A 17,480-nucleotide genomic window follows, 5' to 3' on the forward strand; every position below is an offset into this window, starting at 1 on the left:
TCGCTAAAAGTCAATGCAGTCCAAAACGACTTCGTTTGAGGACTTCGATTGTCGCCCGGAATGATCTTGTAAAATTATTTTATTATTTTACATTTGAAATTGACACGATCTTTTTCATTGAAAGATAACATTTTACCTGAAAAATAAAATTTGACATTCCGGAAGCTGCGTAGTATATTAATAACAGTCCGGGAGGAGAGTCCGGATGTTTTTCGAGAGTTCGAAAGCAGGACAGGGAGTGGATTTTTTATGTATTTGGTTGATTGGAAACAGGTTGAATAATTGCCCCATGGGCTCCGTGGCTGGACGCGGAGTTGAGTCGAGACGAAATCCCAAAAGCGGAGGTGTATGATGGCAGGAAAGAGCATGACGAAATCGAACCGCCCGGTCAGACGCCGGGTGACCTTCCTTCTGGAAGACGAGCCCGGGAAGGTCGTGGCGGTTGCCGGCAGCTTCAATGAGTGGCTTCCGGATAAGCAGCTCGTCGACAAGAACGGCGATGGCATCTATACCGGTACGATGATGCTGGAACCCGGCACTTACGAGTACAAGTTCGTTGTGAACGGCGACTGGCGGATCGATGACCGGAATCCGAATTTCAAGCCGAACGACATCGGTTCTCTGAACAGCGTTCTGGTGGTGGAGGCGAAGTAATCCTGCGTCGGGTGTCCCCCGCGACGGCAGGTTGCGGTGAGAAAGCCCGGCGAATCGCGGGATCGGCACGGGAGAAGGTCTCTCTGCCGGCTGCGTTTCGGCGCTGGACTCCGGAGCGGCGTTCTTCGGACAGGATGGACGTTCCGGCGTGCATGAGTCCGGGCTTGGTATTGTGTTTTTTTTGAGTTGGAAAGGCTGAACATCATGGATGTACAATTATATAACGTCGGGCCGCGCATTCCCGAGGAACTGAAATTTCTGGAGACGCTCTCCGACAATATCTGGTGGTGCTGGCACCCGATGGCGATCGAGCTTTTTGTGCGCATCAACCCGAATCTCTGGCGCGAACTTTCCGGCAACGCGAAACAGTTTCTGCGGACTGTTCCGCAGTCCCGTCTGGAGGAGCTTGCGCGTGATCCGGTCTACCGCCGCCATCTGCGGGCGGTACAGGCCGATTTCGAGCGGCAGGTTCCGAAGGATAAGGAGGCCCGGAAGCGGGATATTGCCTATTTTTCCCTCGAATTCGGCATTCATGAGAGCATCCGGATCTTTTCCGGCGGTCTCGGCGTTCTGGCCGGCGACCATCTGAAGGCCGCAAGCGATCTTTCGCTGCCGCTGGTGGCGGTCGGTCTGCTCTACCGGCAGGGATACTTCACGCAGGTGCTCGACCGGAACGGCTGGCAGATCGAACACTATCCGGTCTCGGAGATTCACAATCTGCCGCTCGTGCGCGCCCGGGACAAGGAGGGGAACGGAATCACCATCAGCATTCCGCTGATCGACCGCCAGCTCTTCGCCGCGGTCTGGGTCCTCTGGGTCGGCAATGTGCCGCTTGTGCTGCTCGATACGGAAATCCCGGAGAATCCGCCGGATCTGCGCGAGGTCTCATGGCGGCTCTACGGCGGCGACAAGCGTATGCGGCTGCATCAGGAACTTCTGCTCGGCATCGGCGGATTCAAGGCGCTGCTGGCGATGGGGTACGAGCCGTCGGTCTGCCATATGAACGAGGGACATGCCGGATTTCTTTCTCTTGCGCGCATTTCCCATCTGGTCAACGACTTCGGTTACGATCCGAACGTGGCGCTCGAGACGGTCTGGCGGTCGAACGTCTTTACGACGCATACGCCGGTTCCGGCCGGCAACGAGGTGTTTGACATCGGGTTGCTGCGTCCGTATCTGAACGTGTTTGCCGCGGAGGCGCATCTCGATGTGAACCGGGTGATCCGCTGGGGCATTCCGATCAATGACCGCAACCACGCCAGCGAAATGTCGATGACGGTTTTCGGTCTGCGGCTTGCGGATTACAGCAACGGCGTGAGCAAGCTGCATGGCGAGGTTGCCCGTGAAATGTGGAAGAATCTCTGGCCGCAGCGTTCGGTTTCCGAAATTCCGATCAAACACATCACGAACGGCGTGCACATCGCTTCGTGGGTGTCGTCCCGGCTCTGGGGGCTTTATGAACGCTACCTCACGCCGAAGTGGGCGCACAATCCGCCGCTCGATCAGCTCGTCGAGGGGATCAACACGCTGCCGGACGAGGAGCTCTGGATGGCGCATGAACTCTGCCGTCAGTCGCTGGTCCGGCGTGCCCGCAAACTCATTCAGAGCAATGTGCGGTATCTTTCCGGGCACGGCAAGGAGGCGGATCTCGCGAAGAATGCGCTCTCTCCTGATGTTCTGACCATCGGTTTCGCGCGTCGGTTCGCGACTTACAAACGCGGCACGCTGCTGTTGCGCAATCCGGACCGGCTGCTCGCGCTGTTGAAGGATACGGTGCGTCCCGTGCAGTTCATCTTCGCCGGCAAGGCGCATCCCGCCGACGACGCCGGGAAGAAACTCATCCAGGATCTGGTCCAGTTTGCCGAGACCCACGGCGTGCAGGATCGTCTGGTGTTTCTGGAAAACTACGACATCGGCATGGCGCGCAGTCTGACCCAGGGGGTCGACGTCTGGCTCAACACGCCGCGCCGTCCGCAGGAGGCGAGCGGAACATCCGGCATGAAAGCCGCGATCAACGGTGTGATCAACTGCAGCATTCTCGACGGATGGTGGGCCGAGGCGTACAACGGCGAAAACGGCTGGGCGATCGAGGGCAACGACTACTACACCGAGGATGAAGATCGCGACAACTACGAATCGCAGCAGCTTTTCAATCTGCTCGAAAACGAGATCATCCCGTGCTTCTACGAGCGTTCCAACGGCGATCTGCCGGTGCGCTGGATCAAGCGGATGAAGGCGTCGATCGTGACCGGGCTCGGGGATTTTTCCAGCGAGCGCATGGTCGAGGAGTACAACCGGTTCTTCTACGAGCCGGCCGAGGCCTCCTACCGCAAGCTCACTGCGGACGATGCAGCCTATGCGAAGACGCTTGTCGCGGAGAAGGAACGGCTGGTCGAGGCATTTGACGGCGGCAAACTTTACATCGAGCGTCCGACGGTCGAGGGGAATCTCTCGGATATGCACGTCGGCGATACCTTCAAGGTTTCCACGCATGTCTACCTCGCGGGATTGCGGCCGGATGAGGTCGAGATCGAGGCCTACTACGGAACGGTCAACGTTCACAACGAAATTGTGGAAAGCGGCGTCGAGAAAATGGAGATGGTTGAGGAGCTTCCGGACAACAACTACCGGTTCTCCTGCGAAATCGTCTGCCAGGCATCCGGACGCTTCGGGCTGACCGCCCGGATCAAAGCGGCGGGACACGACTGGGACAACAGCGTCCCGGGCTTCATGTGCTGGCCGCGGTAAGTTAACGAGAACGTACGTTCGGGGAGGTCGGAGTTTGTCTCCTTCCTCCCCGCGTTGACCTGTTTCAGAAGAGGAGACCGATAGATATGAGAAGAGCGTTTCAAGCATCGCCGACCATTCTGGTCGTGACGCCGGAGATCACCTATCTTCCGGAAGGGATGGGCAACATGGCCAACACCCTGCATGCGAAGGCGGGCGGTCTCGCGGATGTTTCGGCGTCTCTGGTCGGAGCGTTGTACCGTCAGGGAGCCGACGTTCACGTTGCGCTGCCGCATTACCGGAAGATGTTCCATGTGGATGTGGGCAAGCTCATCAGCGATGAATTGCGTGTCTACATGAGCCACTTGCACAACAGCCGGATCCACCTTGCGGAGGACCGGATCTTCTACTACCGTGATTCGGTGTACAGCAGTTATTCGCAGGACAGTTTTCTGCAGGCGATGGCGTTTCAGCGGGAAGTGATCAACAATATCATTCCCGAGGTGAAGCCGGATCTGATTCACTGCAACGACTGGATGACCGGGCTGATTCCGGCGGCGGCCCGCCGCATGGGGATTCCGTGCCTTTTCACCGTGCATAACATTCACACTTACAAGGCGACGCTCGCACAGATCGAGGATCGCGGCATCGACGCGGCTCCTTTCTGGCAGAATCTCTACTACGAACGTCCTCCGTACAACTATGAAGAGAGTCGTTCCAACAACCCGGTTGACATGCTCGCTTCGGGGATTTTCGCGGCACACTTCATCAATACGGTCAGTCCGACTTTTCTGAAAGAGGTTGTGGAGGGGCGGCATTCGTTCGTCCCGGCGAACATCCGCACCGAGATGGCCAACAAGTATCATGCTGGCTGCGCCTCGGGCATTCTGAATTCGCCGGACGAAAACAGCACTCCCGAGAGCGATCCCTACATCGAGATGAAGTACGACGCCGAGACGCATGTGAAAGCCAAACAGGTCAATAAAATCGCGTTTCAGTCGCGCACGGGGCTTCGGGTCGATCAGAATGCGCCGCTCTTCTTCTGGCCGTCGCGTCTGGATCCGATGCAGAAAGGGTGCTCGCTGTTGACGGATATTCTCTATCAGGTGGTCCACAAATACTGGGATCAGGGGTTGCAGATTGCGGTGGTCGCGAACGGCAGTTATCAGCCGATTTTCCGGAACATCGTTGCGCAGCATGACTTCTACGACCGGGTGCTGGTCTGCGATTTCGACGAGGGACTTTCGCATCTGGCGTTCGCGGCGAGTGATTTCATTCTGATGCCGTCGCTCTTCGAGCCGTGCGGGCTGCCGCAGATGACCAGTCAGTACTTCGGGAGCCTGCCGGTCGTCCATGATACGGGCGGGCTGCATGACACGGTTGAACGCATGAATGTCGAACAGCACACCGGAAATGGTTTCCCGTTCGAAACTTATGATGACGGCGGACTCATGTGGGCGATGGACGAGGCGATGCGCTTCTGGGCGTTGCCCGCGGAGGTCAAGGAGCGGGAGATCTCCCGCGTGATGCGCGAGTCGAAACTTCGCTTCAATCACGATGTGACCGCTCAGGAGTACATCCGGATCTACGAGAACATGCTGGCGCGTCCGCTGGTTCAGCACTGAGGAACGGAAGGAGTTCATGTGATGAACAACGGTTTCGTCCGATTGAGCAACGCGCCCGTTCCGCTGGCGGCCGATCCGTATCTTGCGCCGTACCGGGGCGCGCTGGAGGAGCGGAGCCGACGCATGGAGCACATGGCGCGACGTCTGACCGGAGGAGAGGGGAGTCTGGCCGATTTCGCCTCCGGGCACGAGTATTTCGGGCTGCACCGGACGGGATCCGGGTGGGTATTCCGCGAGTGGGCGCCGAATGCGGTGCGGATTGCCGTGCGCGGCGACTTCAACAACTGGGAGGAGCGCTCCGAATTCGAGATGAAGCCTCTGGAGCATGGATGCTGGGAGCTGAAACTCCCGGCCGGCGCGCTGCATCACGGCGACCACTATCTTCTGAAGATGGAGTGGAACGGCGGGTCAGGCGACCGCGTGCCCGCTTATGCGCGCTGTGTGGTGCAGGATCCGGTGACGAATCTCTTTTCGGCGCAGGTCTATGCTCCGGAGCGGCCTTATGCGTTTCGCAATCCGGTTCCGCCGCCTCCGGCGATGCCGCTCATTTACGAGTCGCATGTCGGTATGGCGCAGGAGGAGCCGAAGGTCGGCAGCTTTGCGGAGTTCCGCACAAAGACGCTTCCGCGCATTGCGGCGGCGGGCTACAACACGGTTCAGCTCATGGCGATCATGGGGCATCCGTACTACGGAAGTTTCGGCTATCACGTTGCGAACTTTTTCGCCGTGGCGAGCCGTTTCGGGACGCCGGACGAGTTCAAGGAGCTGGTCGACGCCGCCCACGGACTCGGATTGCGGATTATCATCGACCTGGTGCATTCGCATGCGACCCGGAACGAGGTCGAGGGGCTCGGACGTTATGACGGGACACGGACTGCATTTTTTCATGAGGGTGCGCGAGGAGAGCATTCGGCGTGGGATTCGCTGCTGTTCGATTACGCGAAGCCGGAGGTGCTGCACTTCCTGCTGTCGAACTGCCGCTATTATCTCGATGAGTTTCACATCGACGGTTTCCGGTTTGACGGGGTGACGAGCATGATGTACCTGCATCACGGTCTCGGCAAGGCGTTCACGTCGTATGCGGACTACTTTGGCCCGGAGGTCGATGAGGATGCTGTCTGCTATCTCGGGCTCGCAAACCGGGTGATCCACGCGGTGCGTCCGGACGCGATGACCGTCGCGGAGGATGTGAGCGGCATGCCGGGGCTGGCCGCCTCGCAGAATCAGCCCGGCGGGATCGGTTTCGACTACCGCATGGCGATGGGGGTGACGGACATGTGGTTCAAGCTCTTCGACATCCCGGACGAGGCGTGGCCGGTCGGCTGGATGTACCACGAACTGTGCAACCGCCGCCGCGACGAGAAGTCGGTCAGCTATGCGGAGTGTCACGACCAGGCGATTGTCGGCGGCAAGAGTGCAATCTTCCGCCTTGCGGACGCGGCGATGTACGACGCGATGCACGTCGGCTCTCAGAATCTTGAGATCGACCGCGCGGTCGCGCTGCACAAAATGATGCGCCTCGCGACGCTCGGAACGGCCGGACACGGATATTTGAACTTCATGGGCAACGAGTTCGGTCATCCGGAGTGGATCGATTTCCCGCGCGAGGGGAACCACTGGTCGATGATGCACGCGCGGCGGCAGTGGTCGCTTGCGGACGATCCGAAACTGCGCTTCCATTTCCTCGCCGACTTCGACCGGGCGATGTTGAAGCTCGTGACGGAGCACCCGGATTTTTCCGCGTGCGTGCCGCAGCTGGTCCGGCTTGATGAATCGGCGAAGATCGTGGTGTTTGAGCGCGATGATCTTTATTTCTGTTTCAACTTCCATCCGGAGAACTCCTGCTTCGACTATGGATTCGAGGTTCGGGACGGGGTCTACCGGACGGTGCTCGACTCCGATGCGGCGGAGTTCGGCGGGTTCGCGCTGCGGACGCCGGGGGAGGAGCATTTCCCGGTCGATTCACAGCTCAGACTCTATCTGCCGTGCCGGACTGCGCTCGTTCTCGCACGGCGTGACCACTGAGCGCGGAAAACGGTTTGCATTTTCCGGAAAACGTGATAGATTCCCTCAGTGCATCCATTCGATCACGGAGGGAATTTTATGATGAAATCGACTTTGCTTTTTTCTTCGTTGCTTCTGCCGTTCTGCTTTGCCGGGTGTGCCGGAACGAATACTCTGAATCAGGATATGGCGGTTGCGGAAGCGGCTATCCCCGCTCCGGCGGCAGTGATGGTGGACCACCTGAACGTTGTTCCCGCTGCCAAAGCGGCTCGCGGAGTTGCCGCCAAACGTTTCGAGGCTCAGCCGGGGCGGAAAGTGAGTTACACCGTGACGCTCGCGATGAGCGTGGACGACCTCGCCGGAACGTTGCGGAAGATCGAAGCGATGGTCAAGGAGTCCGGCGGTTATGTGCAGGAGTCGAACGACCATGGCGGCGTGCTGCGCATTCCGGTCGCGAAGGCCGAGGAACTGCTTTCAAAGATTGAAGCGTGCGGTTCGGTCAACAGCCGCAGCATTGTCGGCTCCGACGTGACCGCGCAGGTCGTCGATGTGGAGATCCGGCTTGAGAATCTCCGGAAGATGCGCACCCGGCTTCTGGCGCTGCTCGAAAAGGCGGAGAAAGTCGAGGATGCGCTGAAAGTCGAGCAGGAGCTGAACCGGGTCGTGACTGACATCGAGCGGTACGAAGCACAGCTCGCGGGCCTGAACAACCGGATCGATTATGTGACGCTGACCTTGCGCCTGAACCAGACGCAACCGATCGTGTTCGTGCCTCAGCTGCCGGTCCCGTGGATGGGCGAACTCGGGGATGGAGGGAGCGGGCTGCCACGGCCGAACGGCTGTGCGGAACTGCCGTTTGGACTTGAGATTCCGGACGGTTTTGCCGTACTGGCATCTACGCGCAAGGATGATTTCCGGCAGCTCTGGGCCGTGAGTGCGGACGATTGTGTGCTGCGGTTGACCCGGCGGCCGGGGCTGGAGGGGGCGGACCTCGACTTCTGGCGGATGCTTGCGCGCCGTTCGCTTTCGGACGTGAACCGTTTTACGGATCTCAAGGAGGAGGCCGTCATGCTTCCGGACGGCACGGAAGCCGTGATGTTCGAGGCGAAGCGCAGCTCCGACGGCTACTGGCTCTGCCTGATGTACCCACAGAACTCCTGCTGTTTCATTCCAGGTGACCGCGAGGTGTGCCTGATCGAGTTCTGGGGCCCGGCCAAATCGTTCGGCGAACGGCTCGAGGCGGTGAAGGCCGCTGCGCAGAGTTTCGATTTCTGAAGCGGTTTTACGGTTCCGGCGGGAGGTATTTCGCGACGGTCCGGCGGTCGAGCTTGAGCTGTTCGGCCGCCTTGACGCAGCTTCCGGCGCGGCGGCGGACGAGGCCCACATAGGTGCGCAGAAGCTCGTCCGCGCTCAACGTGCAGCGGGAGAGAAGCCGTTCGAGCTCCGGGCGTTCCGCGTTTTCCGCCGGTTCCGCGGGGGGCGCGGGGGTGTAGCTGCCGCGGATGACGAGATTGCGGACGCACTGTTCGAGCTCGCGCACGTTGCCCGGCCACGGATACTCCGCGCCGAGGTGGCGGATGATCCACTCCATCGCTTCCGGGAGAAACCGTTTCGACTCCTCTTCGCCGAGCAGCCGCCCGGCGAGGATGTCGACGAATTTTTCGAGTTCGGCCGGAGAGCCGCCGGTGAGGTCGCGCAGCGGAACGGTTTCGATCGTGTCGCTGCAGAGCCGGTAATAGAGGTCGTTCCGGAACTTCCCTTCGCGGCACGCACGGGCGAGATCACGGTTCGTGGCGGCGATGATCTTCCCGGAGAACTCGCGTTCGGCGTTGTCGCCGAGCCGCTGGAAACGGCGGGTCTGGAGCACGCGCAGAAGTTTGACCTGCACTTCGGCGTTGATTTCACCGATCTCATCGAGCAGGACCGCGTCGGAAGGATCGCATGCTTCAAGGTAGCCGACCCGGTCCGAAAGCGCCCCGGTGTAGGCTCCCTTGCGGTGGCCGAAGAGTTCCGATTCGAGCATCGTCTGCGGCAGCGCTGAGAGGTGCACGGGCCGGAAACAGCCCGGATAGGCGGTGCGGAAGCGGCGACTGCGCGCATCGAACGGAATGTACTGCGAGAGTGCGATTGCGCGCGCAACGAGCTCCTTGCCGGTTCCCGACTCTCCCGTGATGAGCGTGTTGATCTCCTGCATCCGGTTGTAGAGTGCGCGGTGGTAGCGGTAGATGTCCACCGTGAAGAGCGACTGCCACACTTCCGCGCGCAGTTTCCCCGCCGCGAGCGTTCCCCCGATCAGAAAGTCGAAGATGTGGTGGAACGCCCGGTGGATCTGAAAGTAGATCGCGAATGTCCGTTCCGGCTCGTAACTGCATTGGAGACGCCGGCCGGGACGGTTCAGGAAGTAGTCGAAGTCCGCCGCGAACTCATCGTAACATGGGAAACGGGTTTCGTCCGGGGAGTTGAGCATCTGCGCGGTCATTGCGGCGCGATGTTTTTCGAACAAATGGTAGATGACGACCGGTTCCGCCACGTCGAGCGCGGTTCCGTCGAGTTTCACGCCGGGCAGTTCCGTGCGGCGGCGCAGTTCGTTCGCCCAGTGTTTTGCAAGTTCCGCAAGTTCCGTGACGTCCTCGCGGGTGCCGCGTGCGCCGTCGTGCATGTTCCATACGCGCCGCTCGGGGGCGGGGGGGCGGCCGAGAATGATCTCTTCGAGCTCCAGCCGTTCCGGCGTGAAGGGGTTCGTGTAGTTGAGTTTTCCGAGCGCCCGCAGCAGCGGCGCCTCCTGCTCCGTGAATAGTTTCATGCCCGCCTCCCGTTTCGGGATTTACTATAATTTCTGTACATGAAATGTCAAGTGCTGTGCATGAAATGTTTGGCGATTTTGCCGATATGATTTCCGTTCTGCGATTGTAAGATGTTTGTATAAAATCGGTTGTGTAAATTTTTCGAGAATCGGCACGCCTTTTGCTGATATGCGGCAGGAACCGAAACCCGTGAGAAAGGAGACGATCATGAAACGATCATTCAGGAGAAAACCGGTTGTGACGCCGGTCGCCGCGGCGTTTGCCGCACTGTTTTTTGGCCTGCCGCCCTATGAGCTCGCGGCGCACTGGTACGGGGCGGTACTGCTTGCGCTGACTGTCCTGCCCGCCTGCGGGATGACGCTGTTGCTTTGCTGCTTCGGACGGTCGGAACTGACGCCGCTGGGGCGGTATCTTCCGGCGGCCGCGGGAGCTGCCGCACTTTTTTTCGCGTATGAGGCGCTTGCGGAGTCCGGGACGGTCTGGGGTTCCGCTTTGCTCACAGTCGCGCCGCTCGCTGTGGCGCTGACGGTCATGCCGGGCGTCTACTTGCTTGTCTGTCTGTTCGACGCATCCATCTTCGCAAGGAGAATCCGGAGGAAATGCGGTTTGACGCATTGAAAAAGAAGAGAGGGTGCGCTATATTAATTTGATAACCTTTCTCATTTTTAAAAAAGGATGTTTCGATTATGGATTTCAATGACGGCGCCTGGCGCACGGAAGTGAACGTCAGGGATTTTATTCAGCTCAACTACACGCCTTACGATGGCGATCGCGAATTTCTTGCGCCGCCGACCGCGCGGACGCTGCGGCTCTGGGAGGAGCTCTCGGAGCGGATGAAGCTGGAGCGTGAACGCAACGGCGTTTACGACATCGACGAAAAGACGATTTCAACGATCACATCGCACGAGGCCGGGTACATCGACCGGGAGCTCGAAACCATCGTCGGGCTCCAGACCGATGAACCGCTCAAACGCGCGATCATGCCGTTCGGCGGCATCCGGCTCATCCATACCGAACTCGAAGCCTACGGGCGGAAGATGGATCCGACGGTCGAACATGTGTTCCGCTACCGCAAGACCCACAACGACGGCGTCTTCGACGTCTACACCGACGAGATGAAACGGGTTCGCCATGCGGGCGTGATTACTGGACTGCCCGACTCCTACGGGCGCGGCCGCATCATCGGCGACTACCGCCGGGTGCCGCTCTACGGCGTGGACTTCCTCATCGAGGAGAAGAAGCGCGCAAAACGCGAGATGGTCTTCGATGTGATGGATTCCGATCTGATCCGCAGACGCGAGGAGGTCGCCGAGCAGATCAAATCCCTGGGGGAACTCAAGGAGATGGCACAGAAATACGGCTTCGACATCTCCCGCCCGGCGCAGGACACGAAGGAGGCGATTCAGTGGCTCTATTTCGCCTACCTCGCGGCAGTCAAGGAGCAGAACGGCGCGGCGATGTCGATCGGGCGGATCTCGACGTTCCTCGACTGCTACGCCGAACGCGATCTCGCGAGCGGAAAATATACGGAGTCTGAGATTCAGGAGTTCGTCGATCACTTCATCATGAAGCTGCGGATCGTGCGGTTTCTGCGCACGCCCGCCTACGACGAGCTCTTCAGCGGCGATCCGACCTGGGTGACCGAGTCGGTCGGCGGGATGTCGCTCGACGGGCGGCACATGGTGACGAAGATGAGTTACCGTTTTCTGCACACGCTCGTGAATCTCGGCCCGGCGCCGGAGCCGAACCTCACGGTGCTTTGGAGTGCGCGTCTGCCGGAGAACTTCAAACGGTTCTGCGCGGACATTTCGATCCAGACTTCGTCGATTCAGTATGAGAATGACGACCTCATGCGGGTCAAATTCGGCGACGACTACGGCATCGCGTGCTGCGTTTCGGCGATGCGGATCGGCAAGCAGATGCAGTTCTTCGGCGCCCGCTGCAACCTGGCCAAGGCTCTGCTTTACGCGATCAACGGCGGACGCGACGTGAAGTGCAACAACGAACAGATCGGACCGGCGATCCCGTTCCTCGGGAACTGCGAGTACCTCGACTACAACGAGGTCATGCGGAACTTCGAGGAGATCACCGACTGGCTCGCGAAACTCTACATCGACACGCTGAACATCATCCACTACATGCACGATAAATACTGCTACGAGCGGATCGAAATGGCGCTGCACGACGAGGAGATCGTCCGTACCATGGCCGGAGGCATCGCAGGGCTCTCGGTCCTGGCCGACAGCTTGTCGGCAATCAAATACGCGAAAGTGAAACCGATCATGAATGAGGCCGGGCTGGTCAGCGAGTTCATCACCGAGGGGGATTTCCCGAAGTTCGGCAACAATGACGACCGGGTGGACTCGATTGCGGTCGGGATCGTCAAGTCGTTCCAGCGGAAGCTCGCACGCCACAAGACCTACCGGAACTCGAAGCCGACCATGTCGATCCTGACGATCACGAGCAATGTGATGTACGGCAAGAAAACCGCTTCGACTCCGGACGGCCGCAAGTCGGGCGAGCCGTTCGCGCCGGGCGCGAATCCGATGCACGGGCGCGATGTGAACGGAGCGGTCGCCTCTTTGAAGTCGGTTGCGAAACTTCCCTACGACTATGCCGAGGACGGAATCAGCAACACGTTTTCGATCGTGCCGGGTTCGCTCGGGAAAACTCCGGAGGAGAAGCGTGAGAATCTGATTACGCTGCTCGACGGTTATTTCGCCGAGCGCGGGCACCATTTGAACGTGAACGTGTTGCACCGCGAAATGCTGCTCGACGCGATGGATCATCCGGAGAAGTATCCGCAGCTCACGATCCGGGTTTCCGGCTACGCCGTGAACTTCATCCGGCTGACCCGAGAGCAGCAGCTCGACGTGGTGAACCGTACGTTCCACAACCGGTTCTGAGGAGGGATCGTGCAGGAGATCTGCGGCAGAATCCATTCGCTCGAGAGCTTCGGCACACTCGATGGTCCGGGAGTGCGGTTCGTCGTGTTTCTGCAGGGGTGTCCGCTGCGCTGCCGCTACTGCCACAACCCCGATACGCAGCCGTTTGGCGGCGGGCGTGAGGTCACGGTTTCGGAGCTGATGCGGCAGATTGAGTCGTGCCGGAACTTCATCCGCTCCGGCGGCGTGACGCTTTCGGGCGGGGAGCCGCTCGCGCAGCCGGAGTTCGCGCGCGAACTCCTGACGCGCTGCCGGGCGGCGGGTTTCCACACCGCGCTCGACACCTCGGGCGCGTATGCGTTGTCACACTCGCGGAGCGTGATCGAGGCGGCCGATCTGCTGCTGCTCGACATCAAGGCGTTCGATCCGGAACTCTGCCGGAGGCTTACGGGGGCGGACAATTCGAATGCGCTTGCGACGCTGGACGATTGCGAAGCGAAAGGTAAGCCGGTCTGGATTCGGCATGTTCTGGTTCCGGGATACACGCTTGAATTGTCTCAACTTCAGGAGCTTGCCGCTTTTCTCGCCCGGTTCCGCTGTGTGGAGCGCGTCGAACTGCTGCCGTTCCATCGTATGGCGGAATTCAAATGGCGGCAGCTCGGGGTCGAAGATCCGCTGGCGGGAATTCCGGAACCGACCGCCGCCGAAGTGAAAACAGCTGAGGAAATTTTCACGGCGGCCGGTTTGACGGCCGTCGTCTGAAGCGTTCCCGTTATGGAATCCGCAGTTCAGCGACGCGGGATTCCAGCTCGGAACAGTTTTCGAGGTAAAACGCCGCATGTTCGAGATTGCGGAAGTTCTGCGCGGGGGTGATCTCGCGCGGCCGACCTGAAAGCGGTTTCAATACTGCCGTTTCGAAGATCAGCAGCGGTTTTCCCGGAACCCGGCGGATCGCCGCCATGACCTCCGGCCAGTTCAGGAGCCCGAGTCCCGGCAGCCAGTGCGCCTCGTCGACCCCGTCGTAGTCGGAGAGGTGAAATGCCTGGATTCGGTCTCGCAGGCGGTCGATGAATTCGGGGACACGCTCCATACTTCCCGGATAGGTCAAGTGATTCACGTCGAAACAGATTCCGACCGATTCCGGCATGTCGTCCGTCAATGCGAGCATCTCTTCGGGCGTATTGCCGATGCAGGTGCGCGGCAGCAGTTCAACGTTCAGCGATGCGCCGATTTCACCGGCGGTGCGGCCAAGCGCCGCAACGACCGACCGGGTTTTCCGGAGGAGTTCGCCACGCGTCTCCGGCGCGTTCGGCTCGATGCTCGCGTGGAACGTGTAGTTCCGCGCCTTGAGCGGAGCGGTGATCCGGATGAATTCCGAGAGATGCGCCGCGATTTCTTCGCGCTCCCGCTCGCCCGCCGGGAACGGAAAGTGTTCGAACGGCCAGAAGGGGAGGTGGATCGAGGCGAAGGTGATTCCCCCGAGAAGTTTGTCGTTCCGGCAGAAGCCGGTGAGCTCTTCCGCCTCATGGGGGGTCATATCATTCCCGCAGGAGAGCTCGATGCGTTGAAACTTGCTTGCGGCAAGCGCCTTGCGCCACTCCGGAATCCGGATTCGCTCCGCACTGACGGAAACGGCATACTCGTACATGATGTTCCTCTGATGATGGTTGATGCGGTTCATCCGCGAAATAGTATATCACCGGTTTCGGGGTATGACAAGTGCCGTTTCGGAAAAATTGCCGGAATCAGAGCGCGCGTATGTCCCGTTCGATCTTCGCGGACGGAGAGTGGAGAGTTCGTTCCGGAATCCCCCTCTGTTCAACCGCACAGTGCACGACAAGGTTGTGTGCAGAAATCGGTTCAGCCCTGCTGCCTCCGGCGTGGAGCCGGGCTGAAGATGGCGAACGATGGCTTCCGGGGAATTTCCGGAATATGGGGATTTGCGTGTTTTTTAAATGCTTTTTGGAAATGTTCTCCTTTTTTGCATTCCGGAACCTTTCTTTCTCCTGTATAATATTGATAGCGTCATTTAACAGGGGGGATGATTCATGATGAATCGGGTGGTCGATTATGCTGTTGTCGTTGTCTACATGGTTTCCATGCTGGGAGCTGGTATCTGGTTCTCCCGTAAGCCGGAAAGTACGGAAGAGTATCTCCTTGGCGGCAGGACGCTTCCCTGGTGGGCTGTCGGAATCGGATTTGTCATGGGGCTGTTCAGCACCTATTCGATCGTGATGGTGCCGGGGGAAATTTTCAATCACGGACTTTCGCTGTGGATTTTTTCTCTGCTGGCGCCGCTGTTCACCATTCTATCGTTTTTCATCTTCATACGCTTCTATTTTATATTGAAATCGTTCACTCCCTTTGCGTATCTGGAACATCGGTACAACAAGAACGTCCGAACAGTGGTGGCAATGATCTACGGCTGGTCCAGGCTGCTGTATCTGGCCATGGTACTGTTTGCCACATCAAAGATTTTTGAAGGGGCCTGCGGCTGGCATCCGGTTCTGTCGATCCTGCTCACCAGTTTTGTCGGCATTTTCTACACGTTTCTCGGCGGACGCAAAGCCGTCATCTGGACCGATGTGATTCAGTTTGTGGTGCTGGTTTGCGGACTGGGAGCCGCGATCGTCGTTCTGTGCTGGAACATCGACGGAGGATTCTTTACTGCAATTCGCTGTGCGCTGGAGCAGGGACACGGACTTTCCCTCTTTCAGGAGTCGTCCTTTTATGAATTTGATGTGTCAAACCGCCTCTGTTTCTGGATTCTGCTGTTCAATGCCATTGTCGGGCCGATGTTTTCCTGTTGTGCCGACCAGATGTCGGTTCAGACACTGCTTTGCAACAGGAGTTACGAAGCTGCCAGAAAATCGATTTTTCTCAATCCGGTGCTGTCGATCCCTTTCACTTTGATTTTGTGGTTCATCGGTCTGGGAATTGTCTCCTATTATTATCAGCATCCTGATCCCGGGATACAGAATGGGGACACGGCCTTTTTCATTTTCATGTCGTCCAAAGTGCCGTCCCCGTTCTTCGGGTTGATGATCTCCGCGATGCTGGCCGCGGCCATGTCGACGATCAACGCCGGGTTGAACAGCATGTCGACGATTTACCTCAAGGAGTTTCACCTGCGCTTGTTCCGGCCGGAACTTGATGAAGCCGGTCAGGTTGCCGTCTCGCGGCTGTGCACGGTCTGTGTCGGGATTTTTACCGCACTGCTGGCTTCTTTGATCGCCGTCTTTTCGGAACGGTTCAGGCAGTCCGTGGTGGAGGTGCAGGTTGTATTTGACGCGTTTTCCGTCGTCATTCTGCCCGTTTTTCTTCTGGCTGTTCTCACCCGGAAGGCTTCCCCGGGGATTGCGTGGCCGTTCTGTTTTCTGTGCTGGGGAATGAATATGGGGGGGATCTACTGGTATACTGCGGCTCTGTCCGGCCTCGTGGAGAATCGTCAGGAGCTGATGCCGCAGCTTGCGGCAGGTCTGATACTGACCGCAACCGCGTTGGCGGCGGCCTGGCTCCTCCGGAAATCCGGATGGCGAAAATTTTTCCTTTACGGTGGACTCGGAATTGCGGGATTTTCGTGCCAGCTGCTGTTCTGGTTCTGGCGGCTCTGTGTCGGCTGCGAGGCAGGGCTCGGGTTTTCGTGGGTTGGAATTATGGGACAGTTGACCTTTCTTGCCGGCGGATTCGTTATCACACTGCTCTTCGGCCGAAACGCGCCCCCGGAAAAGAGCGAAGGGTTTACCATCTGGAGCTGCCGCAGAAGAAGCTGACAGCATATCGTTTTCAATGATTTTCCGGTTTGGAAAGGCCTCTCCCCGCCTGACGGAAGGCGCTGGGAGAGAGCCCGTTCCGTTTTCGGAACATCGCCGAGAAATGAAATTCGTCGTGAAAACCCATTTCATAGGCGATTTCCTTGATGTTTTTCTGAGAGCTGAGCAGATAATTTTCCGCTGTCCGAAGGCGGCGTTCCAACAGATATTGATAGGGAGTCATTCCGAAGTTCTTCTGGAAGATCCGGATCACCTGGGACTTGGAACGGCCGACCAGATCTGCCAGATCATGGACGGTGATTCTGCGGTTGAAACAGGTGTCGATGTATTTTCGGATTGCCAGCGCCGCACGACTTTCAGGATTCAAGGACAGGCTGTTGCGCTTTTCCGAGATCCTCTGAACCAGGGAAAGCAGGTAATGAGACATCTTCAAAAGAGTGTTTTCCCGTTCGTTCTTCAAGAGTTTCAGCCCCTGCCGGAACTCCTCCTCCAGGTGAACGCCTGGCAGGTACCAGTGTCCGTTCAATCCGTAACTGTTCAGGAGCGCTTCGGGCAGCGCACCGAGAAAATTGAACCAGGCAAGCTGCCATAAATGGCTCTTGTCCGTGTAATAACACGCTTCCATTCCGGGGCGGAGAATCAGCAGGTCTCCGTCTGTCAGAGTTTCCAGCTTCTGGCTGCATCGGCAGTATCCCCGGCCTCCGATGGTCAGGATGAACGCGCACACCCGGCATGAGTTGAAATTGATGAGAAACTTTTCTCCACAATGGGTGATCCCGGCCAATTCAATGTCGAACGGGGCAAGCCCTCCGCGGCCGGGTTTTACTTCCGAGAGCATCTCCAGGTCAAAGGGGGCACAGGGCTGAATCGAGGAGTAGAATATCGTTTCCTTTGTGCGCATTTTTTTAATGTTTTCGATATTCTTTTTTTATTTTATGAGGTAATTTCAAAAGTTTTTAATTCGGCGGGATGAAAAAAGAGGCAGAAGGTTCATCTTAACTCTGGGAC

At 58.4% G+C, this 17,480-nt stretch carries 12 protein-coding genes; 9 read left to right on the top strand and 3 right to left on the bottom strand.

Annotation, left to right across the window (positions count from 1 at the left end; genetic code table 11):
• Positions 1–366 precede the first annotated feature (366 nt).
• The 5 genes from Q0K10_RS04940 (at position 367) to Q0K10_RS04960 (ending at position 8,285) form a co-directional block, all read left to right on the top strand.
• On the top strand, positions 367–654 hold the full coding sequence (locus tag Q0K10_RS04940) for a glycogen-binding domain-containing protein (RefSeq protein ID WP_294504015.1): 288 nt from the start codon (positions 367–369) through the stop codon (positions 652–654).
• Between the two features lie 204 nt (positions 655–858).
• The gene (gene glgP / locus Q0K10_RS04945; protein ID WP_294504017.1) at positions 859–3,402 is read left to right on the top strand and encodes an alpha-glucan family phosphorylase; all 2,544 of its coding nucleotides are present in this window, start codon (positions 859–861) and stop codon (positions 3,400–3,402) included.
• An 86-nt stretch (positions 3,403–3,488) separates the two neighbouring features.
• Positions 3,489–5,006 (top strand): glycogen synthase, encoded by a 1,518-nt coding sequence (locus Q0K10_RS04950; RefSeq protein ID WP_294504022.1) that lies wholly within the window; start codon positions 3,489–3,491, stop codon positions 5,004–5,006.
• 21 nt (positions 5,007–5,027) lie between these two features.
• On the top strand, positions 5,028–7,031 hold the full coding sequence (locus tag Q0K10_RS04955) for an alpha-amylase family glycosyl hydrolase (protein ID WP_294504025.1): 2,004 nt from the start codon (positions 5,028–5,030) through the stop codon (positions 7,029–7,031).
• 78 nt (positions 7,032–7,109) lie between these two features.
• Entirely contained in the window at positions 7,110–8,285 is a 1,176-nt protein-coding gene (locus Q0K10_RS04960) for a DUF4349 domain-containing protein (protein WP_294504028.1), read from the top strand.
• 7 nt (positions 8,286–8,292) lie between these two features.
• On the opposite strand, the gene Q0K10_RS04965 is transcribed toward Q0K10_RS04960, so the two are convergent.
• Complete coding sequence (locus Q0K10_RS04965) at positions 8,293–9,813, bottom strand: sigma 54-interacting transcriptional regulator (RefSeq protein WP_294504032.1); 1,521 nt, start codon at positions 9,811–9,813, stop codon at positions 8,293–8,295.
• Positions 9,814–10,021: 208 nt separating this feature from the next.
• On the opposite strand from Q0K10_RS04965, the gene Q0K10_RS04970 reads away from it, so the two are divergent.
• The 3 genes from Q0K10_RS04970 (at position 10,022) to pflA (ending at position 13,461) form a co-directional block, all read left to right on the top strand.
• Complete coding sequence (locus Q0K10_RS04970; RefSeq protein WP_294504036.1) at positions 10,022–10,432, top strand: hypothetical protein; 411 nt, start codon at positions 10,022–10,024, stop codon at positions 10,430–10,432.
• A gap of 68 nt (positions 10,433–10,500) precedes the next feature.
• Positions 10,501–12,720, top strand: a complete 2,220-nt coding sequence (gene pflB, locus Q0K10_RS04975) for a formate C-acetyltransferase (RefSeq protein ID WP_294504038.1) — start codon at positions 10,501–10,503, stop codon at positions 12,718–12,720.
• Between the two features lie 9 nt (positions 12,721–12,729).
• Positions 12,730–13,461 (top strand): pyruvate formate-lyase-activating protein, encoded by a 732-nt coding sequence (pflA, locus tag Q0K10_RS04980; protein ID WP_294504041.1) that lies wholly within the window; start codon positions 12,730–12,732, stop codon positions 13,459–13,461.
• Positions 13,462–13,471: 10 nt separating this feature from the next.
• Here pflA and Q0K10_RS04985 read toward each other — a convergent pair whose 3' ends face one another.
• A complete protein-coding gene (locus Q0K10_RS04985; protein ID WP_294504046.1) occupies positions 13,472–14,347 on the bottom strand; it encodes a TIM barrel protein in 876 nt (291 codons plus the stop codon).
• 400 nt (positions 14,348–14,747) lie between these two features.
• Here Q0K10_RS04985 and Q0K10_RS04990 point away from each other — a divergent pair, with 400 nt between their 5' ends.
• Positions 14,748–16,472 carry a hypothetical protein gene (locus tag Q0K10_RS04990; RefSeq protein ID WP_294504049.1) on the top strand — a complete coding sequence of 575 codons (1,725 nt, stop codon included), beginning with the start codon at positions 14,748–14,750 and terminating at the stop codon, positions 16,470–16,472.
• A 13-nt stretch (positions 16,473–16,485) separates the two neighbouring features.
• Here the strand turns inward: Q0K10_RS04990 and Q0K10_RS04995 are convergent, their stop codons facing one another.
• Positions 16,486–17,373, bottom strand: a complete 888-nt coding sequence (locus tag Q0K10_RS04995) for an AraC family transcriptional regulator (RefSeq protein ID WP_294504052.1) — start codon at positions 17,371–17,373, stop codon at positions 16,486–16,488.
• Positions 17,374–17,480: the final 107 nt, after the last annotated feature.

The organism is uncultured Victivallis sp. (genome assembly GCF_944391105.1).
Lineage (GTDB): Bacteria > Verrucomicrobiota > Lentisphaeria > Victivallales > Victivallaceae > Victivallis.